Genomic DNA, 18,665 nt, shown 5'->3' with positions numbered 1-18,665 from the left:
GCCGATGAGCGAGAAGTCTTCCTGCCGAGCCCCCGCTCGGCAGGAAGAATGTCGGACATGAGCCGAGAACTCGCAGACCGCCTAGCCCTGTCCGACCTCGTTGCGCAGTACGCGATCGCCGTCGATCGCCGGGACGAACTCGCCCTGACCGCCCTCTTCGCCGCCGATGCCCAACTGGTCCAGCCGTCCGGACTGGTCCGCCGGGGCAGGAACGCCGTCCTTGCGGGGTCGGGCGCCGTCGCCGAGGGCATCCTGGGCGCGGTCGCCCACCTGCACTCGACCCGGCACGTAGTGAACCAGCAGATTGTCGACGTCGCCGGCGACCAGGCCCGCGGCGAGGTCTACGGCGAGGCGCACCACGTGTACGCCACCGAGGACGGGCACCGCGACTACGTCGTGGCGATCCGCTACCAGGACGAATACGTCCGGTCGGACGGCATGTGGCGCATCGCCCGCCGCGAGCTGATCGTCGACCTCACCTACGACCGCGAGGTCAAGCTCCTGGGGTGAGCCGGGAGCCCGACCATGGGAGGGGCCTCGAGCGGATCACGACGCATCCCGAGGGTCTCGACGAGCGCTACCGCGCGGACGACTCGTACCGACGGCACGCCTCGCCGAGGACTGCGCGTCGGCACAGAACTTCCACTACGCGGAAAACCCGCCGGTCACGACGCGGATCCTGGATATGCTGAAAGCCGATCAACTGCTTGTTTAACCCACTTCGCCCGCACTGGAGGTTGAACCATGAGCACCGCCGACGAATCCGGATCCGCCCCGACCGTGACACTCACCGCCGCCGAGCAGTTGCTCGCCGTCGAGGAGATCAAGCGGGTGTTCGCCGCCCGACTGCGCATCATGGACACCAAGCGGTGGGACCTCTACGGCACCTTCCACACCGACGACGTCGTCAGCGAGTCGTGGGGCGCCGGGTCCCGCGTGGTCGGCCCGGAAGCACTCACGGCCGCGATCCGTAACACGCTGGACGGCAACGCCTTCGTGACCACGGTGCACCACGGGCACACCCCGGAGATCACTCTCACCTCCGACACCACGGCCACCGGAATCTGGGCCATGGAGGACGAACTGTGGTGGACCAACGGCGACGACGAGGAGCACCTCCACGGCTACGGCCACTACCACGAGAAGTACCGCAAGGTGGGCGGCAAGTGGCTGATCAGCTACCGCACGCTCACCCGCCTGCACGAGACCCACACGCCCAACTTCTACGACTACCGGCAGGCATCCAAGCCCGCGCGCTAGCTATGCTGTGCCTCACGTCACCAAAGCAATTGCTTGGTTGACTGTTGAAACCGTTTCGACAGAGAGGTCCACGCCATGGGTGAGCCCACCGGTGCACTGACGATGACCGCGGCGGAGCAGTTGCTCGCTATCGAGGAGATCAAGCGGGTGTTCGCGATGCGCCTGCGCGTCATGGACACCAAGCAGTGGGATCTCTACGGACCCCTGCACACCGAGGACGTCGTCACCGAAACGTGGGGCGGGCTGCCCGGCGACAAGCAGCCGAAGGCGGACGGGCAGTCCAACCGCGCGTCCGGGCGCGAACACCTCACCAACTCGATCAGCGGCATGCTCGGCAACTCGACCTATGTGACCACCGCGCACCACGCGCACACCCCGGAGATCACCCTCACCTCCGACACCACGGCCACCGGAATCTGGGCCATGGAGGACGAACTGTGGTGGACGAACGGCGACGTCGAGGAGCACCTTCACGGCTACGGCCACTACCACGAGGAATACCGCAAGGTCGAGGACAAGTGGCTGATCAGCTACCGCAAGCTCACCCGCCTGCGCGAGACCCACACGCCCAACTTCTTCGACTACATGGCGGCGCTGTGACCACGGAGACGACGGACATGACGGAGCCCGCGGCTATGACCGCCGCGCTGTTCGAGCCGATCACCATCCGGACCCTCGAGCTGCGCAACCGGATCGCGATGTCCCCCATGACCCGACACGGCTCGCCCGGCGGCGTGCCCACCGAGGAGGTCGTGGCCTACTACCGGCGGCGCGCCGAGGGCGGTACCGGCCTGGTCGTCACCGAGGGCACCGCGATCGAGCACCCCTCCGCCGTGGACGCGGACACCGTTCCGGTGATGTACGGCGTAGCGGCACTGGAAGGTTGGCGCAAGGTCGTCGACGCGGTCCATGCCGCCGGCGGCAAGATCGTTCCGCAGCTGTGGCACGTCGGCCCCCTCTTCGGTGCGATGGGCCCGGTCGGCGACGTCCAGCCCATGCGCCCGTCGGGGCACTGGGGATCGGTCGGCAACACGATGTACTCCGACGAGTACGTCGAGCAGATGCGACCGGTCACCGCGGCGATGACCGAACAGGACATCGCCGACGTGATCGCCGCCTACGCGGCAGCGGCCCGCAACGCGATCGACGTCGGCTTCGACGGCATCGCGCTGCACGGTGGCCACGGCTACCTGCTCGACGCGTTCCTGTGGGAGCCGAGCAACCAGCGAGACGACGAGTGGGGCGGAGATCTACAGCGCCGCACGCGTTTCCCGGCCGAGGTAGTCCGAGCGATCCGACGGGAGATCGGCGACGACTACCCGATCATCTTCCGGTTCTCGCAGCACAAGCAGCAGGACTTCGCGTCGAAGATCGCCCAGACTCCCGAGGAGCTGGGCGTGATCCTGAACGCCCTCGTCGACGCCGGGGTCGACATCCTCGACGCGAGCATCCGCCGGTTCTACGCACCGGCGTTCGAGGGCAGCGACCTGTCCCTCGCGGGCTGGGCCAAGAAGCTGACCGGCGCCACCGTGATGGCCGTCGGCAGCGTCGGACTCGACAACGCGCTCAACGAGCGGGTCATCGTCGGGCTTCCGACGATGACGGACAACCTCCCGGACCTGATGCGTCGCAAGCACGAGGGCGAGTTCGACCTCGTCGCGATAGGCCGCCTCCACATGGCCGATCCGGCGATCTCGCAACGCCTGCGCGACGGCGATCCCATGCCGGAGTTCGATCGGACCCGGCACGAGGGCCGGCTGTACTGAGCCGTGCGACTCGCGACTGCCGCGTTCCCCGTTGTGGGAGCGCGGCAGTCGTGTGTCGGCGCTAGGGGACGAGGATCGCCCGGCCGTTGATCTTCCCTGCCTCGAGCGCGTCGAAGGCCGCCACCCCGTCTTCGAGCGCGAAGGTCTCGGTCTCGATCGTGACGAGTCCGCGCTGCGCCAGGGCGATCACGGCGCGCTGATCGGCGCGGGTTCCCGCGTAGCTGGTGCGCAACGTGGCTCCCCACGGCAGCGCGAAACCGGTCCACTCGATCCGGCCGCCGCCCAGCCCGAGGATGCGCACCGCACCGTCCCGACCGACCACCTGCGCGGCGATGTCGACGGTGTCCTGCACGCCGACGCAGTCGAACACGGCGTCGACGCCGATGCCGTCGGTGAGCTCGAGAATCTTCGCGGCGCATTCGCTGTCGCTGACGAACGCGTGATCCGCGCCCAGCGTGGTGGCCAGTTCGAGCTTGGCCTCCTCCGAGTCCACCGCGACGATGCGGGCCGACGTGGTCGCGGCCAGGATCTGGACGGCCGCGTGCCCCAGCCCGCCGATGCCGAGCACCACCGCCGTCGAGCCGGGGCCCAGGCGGTCCCGGGCGCCGTCGATCGCGTGGTAGGTGGTGAGTCCGGCGTCGGCGAGCGGCCCGGCGGTCACCGGATCGAGATCGCCGAGCGGCTCCACGAACCGTGCGTCGACCTTCATGAACTCGGCCATGCCGCCGTTCGCGGCCAGGCCCGGGCACAGCGGCACGCCCTGACGGCCGCCCGGTGAACGCTCACAGGAGTTTTCGCGGCCCTCCACACACGCGCGACAGGTCCCGCAGCTCCACACCAGGAACACCAGCACCGCGTCACCGACGGACAGGGACTCGACGCCCCCGCCCAGCGCGGCGATCCGTCCGGCGGTCTCGTGACCGAGGGTCATCGGCGGCGGAATCATCGAGATCGGCGAGTGCCGAACGTGGATGTCCGAATGGCACAACCCCGCGCCGGCAACCTCGATCAGCACCTCGCCCGGACCGATCTCCGGGACGTCGGTGTCCGTCACCGCGATCCGGCCGTGCTCAACCAGCTGCAACGCGCGCATCTGCATCCTCCTCGATGGTCGTGACGGTCTCCACCGCGAGATGCCTACGCAGGAAGAGGATCTGGTGTTCGAGTGCATGGTCGTGCCACCGCTTGCCCGGATAGACGTCGAAGTGATCGCACGGGTAGCGCCGCACGTCTGCCCGGCCCTGCTCGGCCGCCTTCGCCGCCGCGTGCGGGGGTGCGCTGCGGTCGAGGTCGCCGATCTGCACCAACAGCGGTGCGGTGATCTTGCCCGCGTCCTTGATCGGTCGGTACGAACCGATTTCGAGGAACGAGCGCGCGCTGACCTCGTTGCGCCACGTCGGACCGGCGATGGACAGGTAGTCCTCGTAGATGCCGGGCAGCGCGAGCGCCGCCACCTCGCCGGGCCGTCCCGCCAGGGGGATCGTCACGCCGGCGCCACCGCGCGCGGCAGCGACCTTGTCCCGGATCGCGGCCCACGAACTCTTCGCCAGGTGGCCGGGGGTGTACTGACGCATCGACGCCGTGGACGCCGCTCGTGCGTCGACCGCCGGGGTGAGCGCGACGAGCGCGGCCAGACGGGGATCACTCGCGCCCAGGCTGAAGACGTGTCCGCCGGACAGCGAGACACCCCACGCGACGATCCGGGTGGGATCGACGCCGTCGAGTCCCCGGGCGGTCGCGATCGCCCCGGCGTAGTCCTCGAGCTGGCCGCGGATCGAGACGGTCTGGCGCACATCGCCACCGCTGGAACCGAATCCGCGGTAGTCGAACAGCAGGACGTCGAGTCCCGCACGGGCGAAGCCCTCCGCGAAGCCCTCGACACCCGAATCCTTGGTACCTCCGAATCCGTGCGCCATGACGACGCAGGGCCGGCCGGCCTCGGTCCGGAAGTCGTCACCGTCGCCCCGGTAGTGCCAGGCCGAACAGGTACTGCCCTGCACCGCGAAGGTCACATCGGTGCGTGTCACATCGGTTGGTGTCACATCGATTGGTGTCACAGTTTGCTCCCATAGATGGTGTTGAGCCACACCGAAACCAGAGCCTCGTGAGCGGTTTCCGGATCCAGCGATCCGGGGCCACCCCGGGAGAGGCTCTCGACGGCACGGTCGTTCATGTCGAGAAGGACGATGGCGAGTGCCCGGCTGTCGGTGCCCTCGGCGGCGCGTCCTGCTGTGCGTTCGGCATCGATCATGGATGCCACGGGATCGATGAAGCTCAGTCGGTCGGCGTCCCAGATCTCACGGACCGCTGGATCGGAGTCGCGTGCATCCCGCAGTGCCCGATACAGATTGGGGTGCCTCGCCCAGGTCCCGATCACCTCGGCGATGAGGCCGTCCACCATCTCGCGCGGGCTACCCTCGCGAGCGAAGTACGTACTCGTCCCGTCACTGATCTCGCCGTAGAAGGTGCGCGACAGCGCCGCCACGGCCTGAGCCTTGTTCTCGAAGTAGAAGTAGAACGCCGATCGCGTCACGCCCGCCGCGCGGGAGATGTCGACGATGCCGATCGCGTCCAGGCTGTGTTGGTCGAGCAGCGCCTCGAGCGCACCGAGAATCGCGGCTCGCCGCTCCTCTCCCTTGTTCGCCTTCCGCTGCTGTACCGCGGAGGTGGGGTCTGCGCTTCGGCTGCTCATGTGTCGCTTTCGGGTCGGCTACGGCGTACGGATGGCCATCATGCCGGGACCGGGTTCCACCGCACCGGCCCGTCCCTTCGGACGCGCTGCAGACCGGCCGGCAGCTCCTTGGTCCGCATCTCGTGCTCGTAGATGTAGTAGTCGACCTGCTGCGTGTGCCGGGGGCGGTTGTTGAAGTGCCCCACGAACCGCTCCTCGTCGGCCTTGATGACGAGTTCCATCTCGGGGACCGACGGCGGTCGGTACGTCCCGGCGAGGTAGGCCGCGAGCGTTCGCGCCTGGCACTCCACGAAGGGGAAGAGCGTGGGCGCCGACTGCGCGAACCCGATGAACGCCAGATCGTCCATGCCCGGCTTGAACATGCGCTTGTAGAGCGGGAACTGGTTGCCGGGCGCGCTGAGGAAGTCCTCGTCGAAGAACGGGAACGTGATGTTGTATCCCGTCGCGTAGATGATGACGTCGTACTCCCGACTGGTGCCGTCGACGAAATGGACGTCGGAACCGTCGAGACGTTCGATGTCGGGTTTGACATCGATGTCGCCGGATCCCAACCGCACCAACAATTCCTGCGACTGCGTCGGATGAGCCTCCCCGAAGTGGTGATCGGGCGTGGGGAGCCCGAAGTTCTCCGGGCGACCCGACAGGAAGATCGGCCCACGCCGGCCCAGACGTCGCTGCCAGGACAGCGGAATCTGCGGGTACGTCTGGATCAACGTGTCGGCGGGCACGCCGAACGCGTACTTCGGCACGATCCACGCCCCGGACCGGGTGGACAGCGTGACCTTGTTCCGCTGGGAGCGCTGGGACAGTTCGACCGCGATGTCGGCGGCACTGTTGCCGATGCCGACGATCAGAATGCGCTTGTCCCGCAGGTGCAGCGGAGTCTCCGGGTCGATGTAGGCGTGCGAGTGGATGGACTCGCCGGTGAACTCACCCGGGAAGTCCGGCAGTCGGGGATCCCAGTGGTGGCCGTTGGCGACCACCAGGAAGTCGAAGCGACGACTCTCCCCGTCCTGCGTGAGGATCTGCCATCCGCCACCGGGCAGGCGCTCCGCGCGTTCGACGCCGTTCTCGAAACGGATCCGGTCGAGCAGCGCGAACGCCGCCGCGTAGTCATCGAGGTACCGCTTGATGTCGGTGTGGTGCGGAAAGTCTGGAAGGTCCTCCGGCATCGGAAAGTCCTTGAACGACAGTCGCTTCTTGGATGTGTCGATGTGCAGGGACCGGTAGGCGCTCGAGTGGCCGTTCGGGTTCCCGAAGGCCCAGTTGCCGCCGATCCGGTCCGAGCTCTCGAAGCACTCGTAGGGGATGTCGTAGTCGGTCAACATCTTGCCGGCCGTCAGACCGCTGATGCCGGCTCCGATGATGCATGTCGTGGGGTTGGCCATCGTGCTCCGTTCGATGTCGATCTGCTGCGCGCGGGCACGAAGAGCGCTCGATGCCGGCACTCACCCCGCAGATCGTGAGGTGGCTCACACGCTAAGCGCAGAATTGACACGTGTCAATAGTTATTTGACACGCGTCAATACTCGTGAGAACGGTCGATGACCGGCCGGACTCCCCGGCTCTCACCGACCGCGCCACACCGGTTCGCGACGTTCGGCGAATGCCTCGATCCCCTCCCGGAAGTCCGCGGACCCGAGGACCACGCCCAGCGCCTCCTCCGTCACCGCCCACCCCTGCGCGTCCGCACTCTCACCGAGCGATCGGACGGCCCGCAGGCTCTCGCGGACCGCGACGGGTGACGCGTCGCAGATCTCGCCCGCCATCACGAGCGCCTCCTGCAGTGCCGCACCGGGTTCGGTGACGGCGTTGACCACACCCAGGTGGTAGGCACGCTGCGCGTCGAGCATCCGGCCGGTGATCAACAGTTCGCGAGCGACGTTGACCGGCAACGCACGTGGGGCGCGGAAGAGCGCACCGGAGCTCGCGACGAGGCCACGCCGCGCCTCGGGTAGACCGAAGCGCGCGTCGGCCGAGGCGACGATCAGGTCGCACGCCAGCGCGAGTTCGAACCCGCCACCGAGCACGTATCCCTCGACGGCCGCGATGAGCGGCTTGCTCCGTGCCCGACGGATCAGGCCGTACTCGCCGCCGCGCGGCATCCGCAGGTCGGCACGCTCCCTGATGTCGGTGCCGGCCGAGAACACGGTGGCGGTACCGGTCAGGACGCCGACCCACAGCTCGGGATCGTCGTCGAGCAGGTCGAAGGCCTCCTCCAGCCCCGTCGCGGTCGTACGATCGATCGCGTTGCGCCGACCCTCCCGCTCGATCCGCACGACCAGTACGCGCCCCTGCCGCTCCCACGACACCGTCGTTCCACCCATCCTGGCCACCTCCGTCTGAAAAACCTTGGACTCGGGGCCAAAGATAGATGCGGGTCTAGATACTTCCGGGCGATTGGACGATATTCGGGGTGGACGGGGTCGAAGTGGAGCACCAGCGGACAGCGGAGTCGCGAGAGTCGATGAACCAGAATCAGCAGATGTCCCGCCGCGAGCGGAACAAACACGAAACGCGCGAGCGACTTCTCGACGCCGCGAGCACGCTGTTCGCCACACGCGGGGTGATCGACACGACCGTCGAGGAGATCGCCGACGCCGCCGGCGTCTCCCGCGCCACGTTCTTCAACTACTTCCCCGGCAAGGACGTGATGCTGGCCGGACTCCACACCCGACACATGGATCTGCTGTCTGCCGTCATCTCCGATCTGCTCGCGCGTGACCTCACCACCGAGCAACGCATCCACGGCCTGTTCGAGGACTTCGTGGCCGCCACCGAGCAACTGCCGGGATACCTGCGCGCGGTGACGGGGGAACTCGAACGAGACCTCGCGACTCCCGAGATCAGCGTCGGACGGACGGAGCGGTTCAACGACGAGATCCTGCGCATCCTGGAACCGGGCATCGCTCGCGGTGAGGTCCGCACGGACTACCCACCACGGTTCCTGGCACAGATGATCGCCGCCGTGTACGTCTCCACGATCCGGTACTGGCGCCAGGACCCCGATTTCGACCTCACCGACGGGTTCCGCAAGGCCGGCCGCTATGCGGCGGAATCGCTCGTCCCGCGCGCCTGACGGCCACCGGCATGTCGGATTCATGAAGTTTGTCCGCGAAAACCATCCGGCCGGTAGATTCTCGATCGTCGGGACTTGTCGATGAAACAGTCGAGGTGAGGGACGCGGGGGCAGCGATGATGGATGACCGGGAGATCGTCACACGTCGTGAGGAACGGAAGCGGCAGACACGTAGTCGGTTGGTCGAGGCGGGCCGGACGCTGTTCACGCGGCAGGGCTTCGATCGGACCACCATCGACGACATCGCGATGACTGCACACGTGTCCCGCGGGACGTTCTTCAACTACTTCGACAGCAAGGACGCCGTGCTGTCGGCGCTGCACCAGGGCCACATGGACAAGCTGCCGGGGATCATCGACGAGCTGCTGGCGCAGGATCTCACCACCGCCCAACGCATCCACTCGCTCTTCAACGACGTCGTCAAGGCCGCCGTCACGCTCGAGCAGTACTTCCGGGCGACCACCCGGGAACTGGATCGGGATCTCGCGACACCCGCGATCAGCGCTGCCCGCACCGAGCGGTTCATCGTCGCATTCGGGCGGGTGCTCGAAGCCGGTATCGACAAGGGCGAGGTCCGACAGGACTATCCGCTGCGGTTCCTCTCCCAGATGGTGACCGCCGTGTACGTGACCACGATCCGCTACTGGCGGCAGGACACCGTCTTCGACATGGAGGTGGAGTTCACGCGCGCCGCCCAGTTCATCGCCGAGGCCGTCGCACCCCGCTGAGCGGAACCCGTCCGGCCCGATGGGGGGAGGTTCGGGCCGGACGGGCGATCGGGGGTGCTAGGCGGCGTCTTCCGCCAGTTCCACGACCAGCGCTGCGCCGGTCTTCTCCTGTACCTCTTCGACGGTGACGTCGGGCGCGAGTTCACGCAGCACCAGCGAGCCGTCCCGGACGTCGATCACGGCGAGGTTGGTGATGATGCGCTGCACCACCGCCTGACCGGTCAGCGGCAACGAGCACTGGTCGACGATCTTGGCGCCGCCATCGCGGTCGGTGTGTTCCATGACCACGATGACGCGCCGGGCACCGTGCACCAGATCCATGGCGCCGCCCATGCCCTTGACCATCTTGCCCGGCACCATCCAGTTGGCGAGGTCCCCGTTCCGGGAGACCTGCATGCCACCGAGGACCGCGGTGTCGATGTGTCCACCGCGAATCATGCCGAACGACAACGCCGAATCGAAGAACGCCGCACCCGGGTTCACCGTCACCGTCTCCTTACCGGCGTTGATGAGGTCGGGGTCGACCGCATCCTCCGTCGGGTAGGGGCCGGTGCCCAGGATGCCGTTCTCCGAGTGGAGAACCACCTTCACGCCGTCGGGAAGGTAGTTGGGGATCAAGGTCGGCAGGCCGATCCCCAGGTTGACGTACTCGCCGTCGATCATCTCGGCTGCCGCACGGGCGGCCATCTGCTCACGTGACCAGCTCATGCCGACACCGTCCGCTTCTCGATTCGCTTGTCCTGCAGACCCGTATGCACCACCCGCTGGACGAACACGCCCGGCAGGTGCACCTGAGCGGGATCCAGTTCGCCCGGCTCGACCAGCTTCTCGACCTGCACGATGGTGGTCCGTCCGGCCATCGCGGCCAACGGATTGAAGTTCATCGCGGTCTTGTTGAACACGAGATTGCCTTCGGTGTCACCGATCTCGGCGTGCACCAGCGCATAGTCCGCGACGATCGACTCCTCGAGCACGTACGTCTTGCCGCCGAACGTGCGCGTCTCCTTGGCGGGCGACGCGATCGCGACGGAGCCGTCGGCGTGGTAGCGCCACGGCAGCCCGCCCTCGGACACCGGCGTGCCCACACCGGCCGGGGTGAAGAACGCGGGGATCCCGGCGCCGCCGGCCCGCAGCCGCTCGGCGAGCGTGCCCTGCGGGGTCAGCTCCACCTCCAGTTCGCCCGACAGGTACTGCCGTGCGAACTCCTTGTTCTCACCGACGTACGACGCGGTTACCCGCCGGATCTGACCGGCCGACAACAGGATTCCCAGACCGTGGTCGTCGACGCCACAATTGTTCGAGAACACCTCGAGTCCCGTGACTCCGCGGTCGGCAAGACCGGCAATCAGCTCGGTCGGGATACCGCACAGACCGAAACCACCGACCGCGAGCGAGGATCCGTCGACGATGTCGGCGACGGCCTCGGCCGCCGTTGCGAAGACCTTGCTCATCGGGCATCACCGGTGGCGGGCAGGATGCGGGCACGGACCTCGCCGAAACCGATACGGCCACCGCCGACGCCGGGCGCGGTCGCCGAGATCGAGATCTCGTCGCCGTCCTCGATGAAGGTGCGCTGCTCGTCGCCGACCGTGACGGGCTCTGCCCCGCTCCAGGTCAGCTCGATGAACGCGCCACGCTGGTCCTTCTCCGGACCCGAGATGGTGCCGGAGCCGAACAGGTCGCCCGTGCTCGCGGCGGCACCGTTGACGGTGGTGTGCGCCAGCATCTGTGCCGGCGACCAGTACATCTGCGCGTACGGCGGACGGGACACGACGTGACCGTTCCACTCGACCGCGAGATCGATGTCCAGGCCCCACTTCTCGTCGCCCTGCAGGTACGGCAGCGGCGTCGGATCCTGGACCGGGGTGTCGACGCGGGCGGCCTCGAGCGCGAGCAGCGGAACCACCCACGGCGAGATGGACGTCGCGAAGCTCTTGCCGAGGTTCGGGCCCAGCGGGACGTACTCCCACGCCTGGATGTCGCGGGCGGACCAGTCGTTGAGGATCACGGCGCCGAAGCAGTGCTCGGCGAACTGGTCCGGGGTGATCGAGGAGCCCATCGGCGAACCGACACCGACGATGAAGCCCATCTCGGCCTCGATGTCGAGGCGGATCGACGGACCGAACGACGGGGCCGCGTCGGCCGGCGCCTTGCGCTGGCCGCACGGGCGCACGATGTCGGTGCCCGACACCACGACGGTGCTGGAGCGGCCGTGGTAGCCGACCGGCAGGTGCTTCCAGTTCGGCATCAGCGCAGCCGCATCCGGGCGGAACAGCTTGCCGAGGTTGGTCGCGTGGTTCTCCGACGCGTAGAAGTCGACGTAGTCGGCGACGGCGATCGGCAGGTGCATGGTGACGTCGTCGACCGAGAAGACGGCGTCGTCGGCGATCTCACCGGCCACCAGTGCCGTGATCTGCGCGCGGACCTCGACCCAACGGTCGCGGCCCTGGGCCATGAACGCGTTGAGCGTCGGCTGGGCGAACACGTCATCGCCGAGAGCCTTGGCGAGGTCGACGACGCTGTCGCCGGCGCGCACACCCACCCGCGGGCCCGCGTCGGCGGTCGAGAACACGCCGTAGGGCAGGTTGTCGACACCGAACAGGGAGTCGGCGGGAATCGAGATGACGGTCATGCGAGGGGTCCTTCCTCGGTCGAGGTGGAATCCACCGAGCCCGTAGGCGCGGAGGGCTCGGTGGATGTTCGGGGCACCAGGCCGAGGCCGACCAGTTCGGTCAGCGGGTCACTGATGCTGCAGGTGCCGAAGGACCGGAAGTTCGCGCGCAGCGCGTCCACCGCCTCGGCCGACAGTCCCGCCAGCGCTCCGGCGAGGCTCGTTCCGTCACGGTCGGCGAGCGCCGCGGCGATCTCCTCGACGCTCGCACCATCGGCCGCCCGATGCGTCGCGAGCATGACGTTGAGGAAGCCGTGCTGCTCGAATCCCGTGTCGGGGTCCGTGTTCCGGATCGCGTGGTGCAGACCTGCCGTCGCCTTGAAACGCACGCCCGCCCCGACGACGGTGTGAATCGCAGCGGCCAGTTCGGCCTCGTCCGGATACGCGGTCGCGACGATTCCGCCGGTGCGGAACTTCGCGGAGTAGACCGTGCCCGCCAGTCCGGCGAGGATCTCGGCTCGGCGAGCGTCACGCGGGACCTCGACGAAGATCTCGACACCCGGTGCGGTGGTGGCGATCTCACCCAGCGCCGCGAACAGCTGAGCCGGAGCCTGCCCCTCGGGCACCGCGATCTCCATCGCGACCAGCTTCACGCCGGCGATGGTGCGCAACTGTTCGAGCGCGGCGGGAACGGCGTCGGTGCCACCGGGAACGGTGAGGCTCAGCTCGAGCACACCGCCCTGCTCGACAGCCCTCTCGCCGAGAATCGCGGGCAGTTCACCGAGCCGCGGCGCCGGGAACACGAACGGCCCCACCAGCGCAGCGTGATCGCTGCGCTCGTGCTCGAGGTGCGCGGGCACCGCGGCGCCCATCGGCGCGTTCCCCGGGGGGAACAGCGCCGCGTCGTCGCACAGACCCGCCAGCAGCGGAGAGATCGTCACTTGCCGGGCCCCCGTCCGGACCAGGACCAGGCGTAGGCGTCGTCCTCGCACGCGAGGGCGCCCTCACCGAGTTCGAGCGGACGGAAGGTGTCGACCATGACCGCGAGCTCGTCGAAGAACTCGACGCCGATGCTGCGCTCGTACGCGCCCGGCTGCGGGCCGTGGGCGTGACCGCCGGGGTGGATCGAGATCGAGCCCTGGCCGATGCCCGAACCCTTGCGGGCCTCGTAGTCGCCGCCGCAGTAGAACATGATCTCGTCGGAGTCCACGTTCGAGTGGTAGTACGGCACCGGGATCGCCAGCGGGTGGTAATCCACCTTGCGCGGCACGAAGTTACAGATCACGAAGTTGTTGCCCTCGAACGCCTGGTGCGCCGGCGGCGGCTGGTGCACGCGGCCCGTGATGGGCTCGTAGTCCGAGATGTTGAACGTGTACGGGTACAGGCAGCCGTCCCAGCCCACGACGTCGAACGGGTGGTTCGGGTACACCATGCGGGTGCCGACGATCGCGCCGCCCGCACGATGCTTGACGAGCACCTCGACGTCGGTGCCCTCGGCGACGAGCGGCTCACTGGGGCCGTGCAGGTCGCGCTCGCAGAACGGCGCGTGCTCGAGGAGCTGACCGTACTTGGACAGGTAGCGCTTCGGCGGAACGATGTGGCTGTTCGCCTCGATCGCATACGCGCGCAACGGCTCCGGGCCCTGCGGCACCCAGCGGTGGGTGGTCGACATCGGGATCAGGACGTAGTCGCCCGGGCGGGCGTGCAGTGCGCCGAACACGGTCTCGACGATCGCCTCGCCGGACTCGACGTACACCATCTCGTCGCCGAGCGAGTTGCGGTACAGCGGCGACTCCTTGGCCGCGACCACGTACGACAGCCGCACGTCGGCGTTGCCGAGGATCAGCCGGCGCCCGGTGACCACGTCGGTCTCGGCCCAGATCTCCTCGGGGAAGAGGTCGTGCAGCTTGAGGTGCCGCGGCTTGAGCGGGTGGTTCGGGGTGGTGGACTGGTCGCGCAGCTCCCACACGGTCGCGTCGACGAGTGCCGACGGGATGTGGCGGTGATACAGCAGCGACGAGTCGGAGGAGAAGCCCTCCTCGCCCATCAGCTCCTCGAAGTAGAGCTGGCCGTTCTCGTCCCGGTGCTGGGTGTGACGCTTCGGCGGAATGTTGCCGAGCTGTCGGTAGAACGCCATGACCGGCCTCCTGAGTGCTCGCGCCCGAACTCGGGCTGTGGTTGTCACCGTCGGCGAAACAGCAGCGCGGCTGTGGTCGTCACGGCCGCCGGTCTCTCTCCGAGGTTAGTAAACAGATTAACTAGTTTCGGGGCGTGAGCGCAACCACACGAGCGGTCTCGTCCCGGTATCCCCCACTCTCCCGAACACCCCCTACCCGCGATTTGCGCACTTATCGGCCCCGGGACGGCATCGCCGACACCGATAAGTGCGCGAATCGCGAAGGGAGTGGGGGGTGACGCGCGTACGTCAGTTGCGTCCGCGGACGTCGAACTGGCTGCGATTGGTGATCAGTTTGTCGAGCAGCATGACGAGAACATGCTGCTCGGCCTCGGTGAGGACGCTCGCCCACGCGTATTCGCGCTCGTTGTGCTCGCGGTAGGTGGCGGCCATCTCGGCGCGCCCCTTCTCGGTGAGCGACAGTTGGACCGAGCGGCCGTCGTGTTCGTCCGGCGACCGATCGAGCAGACCGCTCGCCACCAGGGTTTTCGTCAGATTCGACACGGCGGCGCGGCTCATGCCGGTGAGCTTGGCGGCACTCTTGGGTTCGATCGGACCGGCCAGCCACGTCACGAACAGCAGCCGGAACGTCGACCACGACAACCCCCGCGGACGGTGCACCGACGATTCGAGGTCGTAGGTCACCACGTTCGCAGCCCGGTTGAGCGTGAGCAGCACCTGGGTGGCGAGCTGATGAGTGGAGCCGAACTCGGTACTCAGGCGCCGGTTCGCGAGGTCGATGAAGGACCAGAAGTCGAGATCGCCGGCCTCCGGTACCGCAGCATCCGCCGCAGTCCGTCCGTTTCGCCCGTCGTCCCCGCTCATGCGGTCACCCTATCGCGGCAGGTAGCCGCCGCCGTCGGCTGCGACCGTCGTCGAATCGTCACCGAATTAGTATATCTGTTAACTATTTGTTCTGGGCTTTCCCGAGCGAGTGCCCACCCTGTGGATCGGGTCGTCCACGACCCGCCACCCGACCCGTAAAGTCGGCGCACAGACCCCGGACCACGGGGTCGAGCCCGCGCGACGGGCCCCGACGACACCCGGACAGGACGGACATGAGCACGCTGCAGACCCTCGACCGTGGGCTGCGTGCGCTCGACGTCGTCGCCCAGTCGCAGGCCGGGATCTCTGTGGCCGATCTGGCCAAGGAACTCGATGTCCACCGGGCGATCTGTTACCGCATCATCGCGACACTCGAGGCGCACTCGCTGGTCACACGCACCGACGACGGACGTATCCGCCTCGGTGTCGGCGCCGCAGTCCTGGCGTCCCGCTTCGAGCCGCAGTTCTCCGGCGACGTGCAACCGCTGCTGTTCTCCCTCGCGAACGAGACCCGGGCCACCGCTTTCGTCTCCGCAGCTCAGGGGCAGAACTGCGTCGTGATCATGGTGGCCGAACCGGAGGGCACGCTGCTGCGTGTCGGGTACCGCGTCGGCAGCAGTCATCCCCTCGACCAGGGCGCCGCGGGCATCGCGATCCTCGCGCTGCGCCCCGAGCAGTCGAACGATCCCGACGCGGTCCGTCAGGCCCGGGCCGACGGCTACAGCCTCACCCGCGGCCAACTCGAACACGGCGCGGTGGGCATCGCGTCGGGCATCGCGCTGCCCGCGGGATTCGGGTCGAGCGCCGGCCTCGAACGCAGCGTCGGCGTCGTCGCGATCGACGGCCTCGACACCGACAGCGCCGCCGCCGCGGTGAAGCGCACCGCGCGCGAGATCGAAACCCGCATCAGCGTCCGAAGCGTCTGACCGCCGGGGCCCGCCGCCCGGGGTCCCCTGCCCTCCACACCCGCGGGGGCGGGGTCGTGCACCCCCGCGACCGGCGATTCCGGGGCCGCTCGCCCTACCACAGAACAGACCACCCGCGTCGTTATTCGGGCCCTACTTGACCCCGAATGTGACCGCACTTACTCTGTGCGAAGTTCGCTCACCGATACACGATGTGCGCTATTAGTAACTTCGCAGATGAGCGCAGTTTTCAGACAGACGGAGATTCAACTCATGAGCGTGTGCCCGATCGACCACACAGCACTGCAGAACATCGGCAGCGTCGCCGCCATGCCGAACACTGGTTGCCCGGTTTCCGCGAATGCCGCCGCCTTCGACCCGTTCAAGGGCCCGTACCAGGTGGACCCGGCAGCGTCGCTGCGCTGGTCGCGCGACGAGGAGCCGGTGTTCTTCAGCCCGGAACTCGGCTACTGGGTGGTCACCCGGTACGAGGACGTCAAGGCCGTCTTCCGCGACAACATCCTGTTCTCGCCGTCGATCGCGCTCGAGAAGATCACCCCGGTCTCCGACGAGGCGACGGCGACGCTCGCGAAGTACGACTACGCGATGTCGCGCACCATGGTGAACGAGGACGAACCCGCGCACATGCCGCGTCGCCGGGTTCTGATGGATCCGTTCACCCCCAAGGAACTGGTCCACCACGAACCGATGGTCCGTCGCCTCACCCGCGAGTACGTGGACCGGTTCATCGAGACCGGTCGGGCCGACCTCGTCGACGAGATGCTGTGGGAGGTCCCGCTCACCGTCGCGCTGCACTTCCTCGGCGTGCCCGAGGAGGACATGGACGAGCTGCGTAGCTACTCGATCGCGCACACGGTCAACACCTGGGGCCGGCCCGCACCCGAGGAGCAGGTCGCGGTCGCCGAGGCGGTCGGCAAGTTCTGGCAGTACGCCGGCCAGGTGCTCGAGAAGATGCGTAAGGATCCGTCGGGCCACGGCTGGATGCCGTTCGGCATCCGCGTGCAGAAGGAGCTGCCGGACGTCGTCACCGACTCCTACCTGCACTCGATGATGATGGCGGGAATCGTGGCGGCACACGAGACCACGGCGAACGCATCGGCCAACGCCTTCCGCCTGCTGCTCGAGAACCGCAGCGTGTGGGAGGAGATCTGCGCCGACCCGAGCCTGATCCCCAACGCCGTCGAAGAGTGCCTGCGCCACTCCGGTTCGGTCGCCGCCTGGCGCCGCCTGGTCACCGCCGACACCACGATCGGAGGCATCGACATCCCCGAGGGTTCGAAGCTGCTGATCGTCACGTCGTCCGCGAACCACGACGAGCGCCACTTCGACAATGCCGACGACTTCGACATCCGCCGCGAGAACTCCAGCGACCACCTGACGTTCGGGTACGGCAGCCACCAGTGCATGGGCAAGAACCTCGCCCGCATGGAGATGCAGATCTTCCTCGAGGAGTTCACCAAGCGGCTGCCGCACATGGAGCTCGTCCCGGACCAGGAGTTCACCTACCTGCCCAACACCTCGTTCCGTGGACCGGACCACGTTCTGGTGCAGTGGGATCCGGCGAAGAACCCGGAGCGCACCGACCCGTCGATCCTCGACAGCCGCCAGCCGGTCAAGGTCGGCGAGCCGTCCAAGACGAACATCTCCCGGACCGTGACCGTCGACGCGATCACCCCGGCCGCCGACGGCGTCGTGCGCCTGACGTTGTCGGACCCGTCGGGCAAGGCGATGCCGAAGTGGACGCCCGGTTCGCACATCGACATCGACCTGGGCGACCTGTCCCGGCAGTACTCGCTGTGCGGCGACCCGAACGACCTGTCGTCGTACGAGATCGCGGTGCTCGAGGAGCCCGAGAGCCGGGGCGGCTCGCGCTACGTGCACCGCACCCTGCAGGCCGGCGACACCCTGAAGATGCGCGGACCGCGCAACCACTTCAAGCTCGACCCGGATGCCGAGCGCTACATCTTCGTCGCGGGCGGCATCGGCATCACGCCCATCATCGCGATGGCCGACCACGCCAAGGCCGTCGGCAAGGACTACGAGATCCATTACTGCGGGCGCGATCTCGCGACGATGGCACTGCTCGATCGGCTGATGGCCGATCACGGCGACCGCACCACGGTGCACGCGGGCTCCACCGGCAACCGCCTCGACATCCCGGCCCTGCTCGACGTCGCGGTCGACGGTACCCAGATCTACTCGTGCGGTCCGGAACGTCTGCTGTCCGCGCTCGACGAGGCCAGCGCCCACTGGGTCGAGGACTCGCTGCACGTCGAACACTTCACGTCCAACCTGGCCACGCTCGACCCGGCCAACGAGCACGCCTTCGAACTCGAACTGCGCGACTCGGGTCTGACCCTCCAGGTCGCCGCCGACCAGACGGTGCTGGACGCCCTGCGGGCGTCGAACATCGATATCCAGAGCGACTGCGAGGAGGGGCTGTGCGGATCGTGCGAAGCCCCCGTCCTCGACGGCGAGGTGGATCACCGCGACATGGTGCTCACCAAAACCGAACGGGCTCAGAACAAGTCGATGATGACCTGCTGCTCACGCGCATGCGGCACCAAGATCACCCTCGCACTCTGACCCACCTCCCCCCTTC

At 67.7% G+C, this 18,665-nt stretch carries 19 protein-coding genes; 8 read left to right on the top strand and 11 right to left on the bottom strand.

The window, feature by feature from the left end:
- Window positions 1-57: 57 nt before the first annotated feature.
- From AC1RIF_RS23235 to AC1RIF_RS23220, 4 genes are all read left to right on the top strand, one after another.
- Window positions 58-510 (top strand): nuclear transport factor 2 family protein, encoded by a 453-nt coding sequence (locus tag AC1RIF_RS23235; RefSeq protein WP_492603738.1) that lies wholly within the window; start codon window positions 58-60, stop codon window positions 508-510.
- A gap of 234 nt (window positions 511-744) precedes the next feature.
- The gene (locus AC1RIF_RS23230; RefSeq protein WP_492603737.1) at window positions 745-1,260 is read left to right on the top strand and encodes a nuclear transport factor 2 family protein; all 516 of its coding nucleotides are present in this window, start codon (window positions 745-747) and stop codon (window positions 1,258-1,260) included.
- Between the two features lie 75 nt (window positions 1,261-1,335).
- A complete protein-coding gene (locus AC1RIF_RS23225) occupies window positions 1,336-1,860 on the top strand; it encodes a nuclear transport factor 2 family protein (RefSeq protein WP_492603736.1) in 525 nt (174 codons plus the stop codon).
- 17 nt (window positions 1,861-1,877) lie between these two features.
- Entirely contained in the window at window positions 1,878-3,026 is a 1,149-nt protein-coding gene (locus AC1RIF_RS23220) for an oxidoreductase (RefSeq protein ID WP_492603735.1), read from the top strand.
- 61 nt (window positions 3,027-3,087) lie between these two features.
- On the opposite strand, the gene AC1RIF_RS23215 is transcribed toward AC1RIF_RS23220, so the two are convergent.
- The 5 genes from AC1RIF_RS23215 to AC1RIF_RS23195 form a co-directional block, all read right to left on the bottom strand.
- Window positions 3,088-4,119, bottom strand: coding sequence for an NAD(P)-dependent alcohol dehydrogenase (locus AC1RIF_RS23215; RefSeq protein ID WP_492603734.1), 1,032 nt, complete (start codon window positions 4,117-4,119; stop codon window positions 3,088-3,090).
- Window positions 4,097-5,053, bottom strand: coding sequence for an alpha/beta hydrolase (locus tag AC1RIF_RS23210; RefSeq protein WP_492603733.1), 957 nt, complete (start codon window positions 5,051-5,053; stop codon window positions 4,097-4,099). The genes AC1RIF_RS23215 and AC1RIF_RS23210 overlap by 23 nt, the downstream gene beginning before the upstream one ends.
- Before the next feature lie 26 nt (window positions 5,054-5,079).
- Window positions 5,080-5,718 (bottom strand): TetR/AcrR family transcriptional regulator, encoded by a 639-nt coding sequence (locus tag AC1RIF_RS23205; protein ID WP_492603732.1) that lies wholly within the window; start codon window positions 5,716-5,718, stop codon window positions 5,080-5,082.
- 38 nt (window positions 5,719-5,756) lie between these two features.
- Entirely contained in the window at window positions 5,757-7,106 is a 1,350-nt protein-coding gene (locus AC1RIF_RS23200) for a flavin-containing monooxygenase (RefSeq protein WP_492603731.1), read from the bottom strand.
- A 180-nt stretch (window positions 7,107-7,286) separates the two neighbouring features.
- Window positions 7,287-8,045, bottom strand: coding sequence for an enoyl-CoA hydratase-related protein (locus tag AC1RIF_RS23195; protein ID WP_492603730.1), 759 nt, complete (start codon window positions 8,043-8,045; stop codon window positions 7,287-7,289).
- Window positions 8,046-8,185: 140 nt separating this feature from the next.
- Here AC1RIF_RS23195 and AC1RIF_RS23190 point away from each other — a divergent pair, with 140 nt between their 5' ends.
- Complete coding sequence (locus AC1RIF_RS23190; protein ID WP_492603729.1) at window positions 8,186-8,797, top strand: TetR/AcrR family transcriptional regulator; 612 nt, start codon at window positions 8,186-8,188, stop codon at window positions 8,795-8,797.
- A 116-nt stretch (window positions 8,798-8,913) separates the two neighbouring features.
- Entirely contained in the window at window positions 8,914-9,525 is a 612-nt protein-coding gene (locus AC1RIF_RS23185; protein WP_492603728.1) for a TetR/AcrR family transcriptional regulator, read from the top strand.
- 57 nt (window positions 9,526-9,582) lie between these two features.
- Here the strand turns inward: AC1RIF_RS23185 and AC1RIF_RS23180 are convergent, their stop codons facing one another.
- The 6 genes from AC1RIF_RS23180 to AC1RIF_RS23155 form a co-directional block, all read right to left on the bottom strand.
- Window positions 9,583-10,233: a CoA transferase subunit B gene (locus AC1RIF_RS23180; protein ID WP_492603727.1), complete on the bottom strand. Its 651-nt coding sequence runs from the start codon at window positions 10,231-10,233 to the stop codon at window positions 9,583-9,585.
- Window positions 10,230-10,976: a CoA transferase subunit A gene (locus tag AC1RIF_RS23175; RefSeq protein ID WP_492603726.1), complete on the bottom strand. Its 747-nt coding sequence runs from the start codon at window positions 10,974-10,976 to the stop codon at window positions 10,230-10,232. Before AC1RIF_RS23175 ends, AC1RIF_RS23180 begins: the two co-directional genes overlap by 4 nt.
- Window positions 10,973-12,157 (bottom strand): fumarylacetoacetase, encoded by a 1,185-nt coding sequence (fahA, locus tag AC1RIF_RS23170; protein WP_492603725.1) that lies wholly within the window; start codon window positions 12,155-12,157, stop codon window positions 10,973-10,975. The genes AC1RIF_RS23175 and fahA overlap by 4 nt, the downstream gene beginning before the upstream one ends.
- Entirely contained in the window at window positions 12,154-13,077 is a 924-nt protein-coding gene (locus AC1RIF_RS23165; protein WP_492603724.1) for a hypothetical protein, read from the bottom strand. The genes fahA and AC1RIF_RS23165 overlap by 4 nt, the downstream gene beginning before the upstream one ends.
- On the bottom strand, window positions 13,074-14,273 hold the full coding sequence (locus tag AC1RIF_RS23160) for a homogentisate 1,2-dioxygenase (RefSeq protein WP_492603723.1): 1,200 nt from the start codon (window positions 14,271-14,273) through the stop codon (window positions 13,074-13,076). The genes AC1RIF_RS23165 and AC1RIF_RS23160 overlap by 4 nt, the downstream gene beginning before the upstream one ends.
- 288 nt (window positions 14,274-14,561) lie before the next feature.
- Window positions 14,562-15,137, bottom strand: a complete 576-nt coding sequence (locus tag AC1RIF_RS23155; RefSeq protein WP_492603722.1) for a MarR family winged helix-turn-helix transcriptional regulator — start codon at window positions 15,135-15,137, stop codon at window positions 14,562-14,564.
- A 233-nt stretch (window positions 15,138-15,370) separates the two neighbouring features.
- Between AC1RIF_RS23155 and AC1RIF_RS23150 the strand changes: the two genes are divergently transcribed.
- The gene (locus tag AC1RIF_RS23150) at window positions 15,371-16,063 is read left to right on the top strand and encodes an IclR family transcriptional regulator (protein ID WP_492603721.1); all 693 of its coding nucleotides are present in this window, start codon (window positions 15,371-15,373) and stop codon (window positions 16,061-16,063) included.
- 252 nt (window positions 16,064-16,315) lie between these two features.
- Window positions 16,316-18,649: a cytochrome P450/oxidoreductase gene (locus AC1RIF_RS23145; RefSeq protein ID WP_492603720.1), complete on the top strand. Its 2,334-nt coding sequence runs from the start codon at window positions 16,316-16,318 to the stop codon at window positions 18,647-18,649.
- The last annotated feature ends 16 nt before the right edge of the window (window positions 18,650-18,665 follow it).

The sequence above is a fragment of the Prescottella sp. GW823-FHT02E09 genome (genome assembly GCF_058797375.1).
The sequence above is the reverse complement of the archived record's forward strand: the minus strand, read 5'-3'. Positions and strand labels throughout refer to the sequence as shown.

Excerpts from the sequence above, each read along its gene's own strand:
- AC1RIF_RS23190 (WP_492603729.1), top strand. The coding sequence starts at position 8,186 with ATGAACCAGAATCAGCAGATGTCCCGCCGCGAGCGGAACAAACACGAA.
- AC1RIF_RS23145 (WP_492603720.1), top strand. The coding sequence starts at position 16,316 with ATGAGCGTGTGCCCGATCGACCACACAGCACTGCAGAACATCGGCAGC.
- AC1RIF_RS23150 (WP_492603721.1), top strand. The coding sequence starts at position 15,371 with ATGAGCACGCTGCAGACCCTCGACCGTGGGCTGCGTGCGCTCGACGTC.
- AC1RIF_RS23185 (WP_492603728.1), top strand. The coding sequence starts at position 8,914 with ATGATGGATGACCGGGAGATCGTCACACGTCGTGAGGAACGGAAGCGG.
- AC1RIF_RS23205 (WP_492603732.1), bottom strand. The coding sequence starts at position 5,718 with ATGAGCAGCCGAAGCGCAGACCCCACCTCCGCGGTACAGCAGCGGAAG.
- AC1RIF_RS23175 (WP_492603726.1), bottom strand. The coding sequence starts at position 10,976 with ATGAGCAAGGTCTTCGCAACGGCGGCCGAGGCCGTCGCCGACATCGTC.
- AC1RIF_RS23195 (WP_492603730.1), bottom strand. The coding sequence starts at position 8,045 with ATGGGTGGAACGACGGTGTCGTGGGAGCGGCAGGGGCGCGTACTGGTC.
- AC1RIF_RS23180 (WP_492603727.1), bottom strand. The coding sequence starts at position 10,233 with ATGAGCTGGTCACGTGAGCAGATGGCCGCCCGTGCGGCAGCCGAGATG.
- AC1RIF_RS23160 (WP_492603723.1), bottom strand. The coding sequence starts at position 14,273 with ATGGCGTTCTACCGACAGCTCGGCAACATTCCGCCGAAGCGTCACACC.
- AC1RIF_RS23220 (WP_492603735.1), top strand. The coding sequence starts at position 1,878 with ATGACGGAGCCCGCGGCTATGACCGCCGCGCTGTTCGAGCCGATCACC.
- AC1RIF_RS23230 (WP_492603737.1), top strand. The coding sequence starts at position 745 with ATGAGCACCGCCGACGAATCCGGATCCGCCCCGACCGTGACACTCACC.
- fahA (WP_492603725.1), bottom strand. The coding sequence starts at position 12,157 with ATGACCGTCATCTCGATTCCCGCCGACTCCCTGTTCGGTGTCGACAAC.
- AC1RIF_RS23225 (WP_492603736.1), top strand. The coding sequence starts at position 1,336 with ATGGGTGAGCCCACCGGTGCACTGACGATGACCGCGGCGGAGCAGTTG.
- AC1RIF_RS23200 (WP_492603731.1), bottom strand. The coding sequence starts at position 7,106 with ATGGCCAACCCCACGACATGCATCATCGGAGCCGGCATCAGCGGTCTG.
- AC1RIF_RS23155 (WP_492603722.1), bottom strand. The coding sequence starts at position 15,137 with ATGAGCGGGGACGACGGGCGAAACGGACGGACTGCGGCGGATGCTGCG.
- AC1RIF_RS23235 (WP_492603738.1), top strand. The coding sequence starts at position 58 with ATGAGCCGAGAACTCGCAGACCGCCTAGCCCTGTCCGACCTCGTTGCG.
- AC1RIF_RS23215 (WP_492603734.1), bottom strand. The coding sequence starts at position 4,119 with ATGCGCGCGTTGCAGCTGGTTGAGCACGGCCGGATCGCGGTGACGGAC.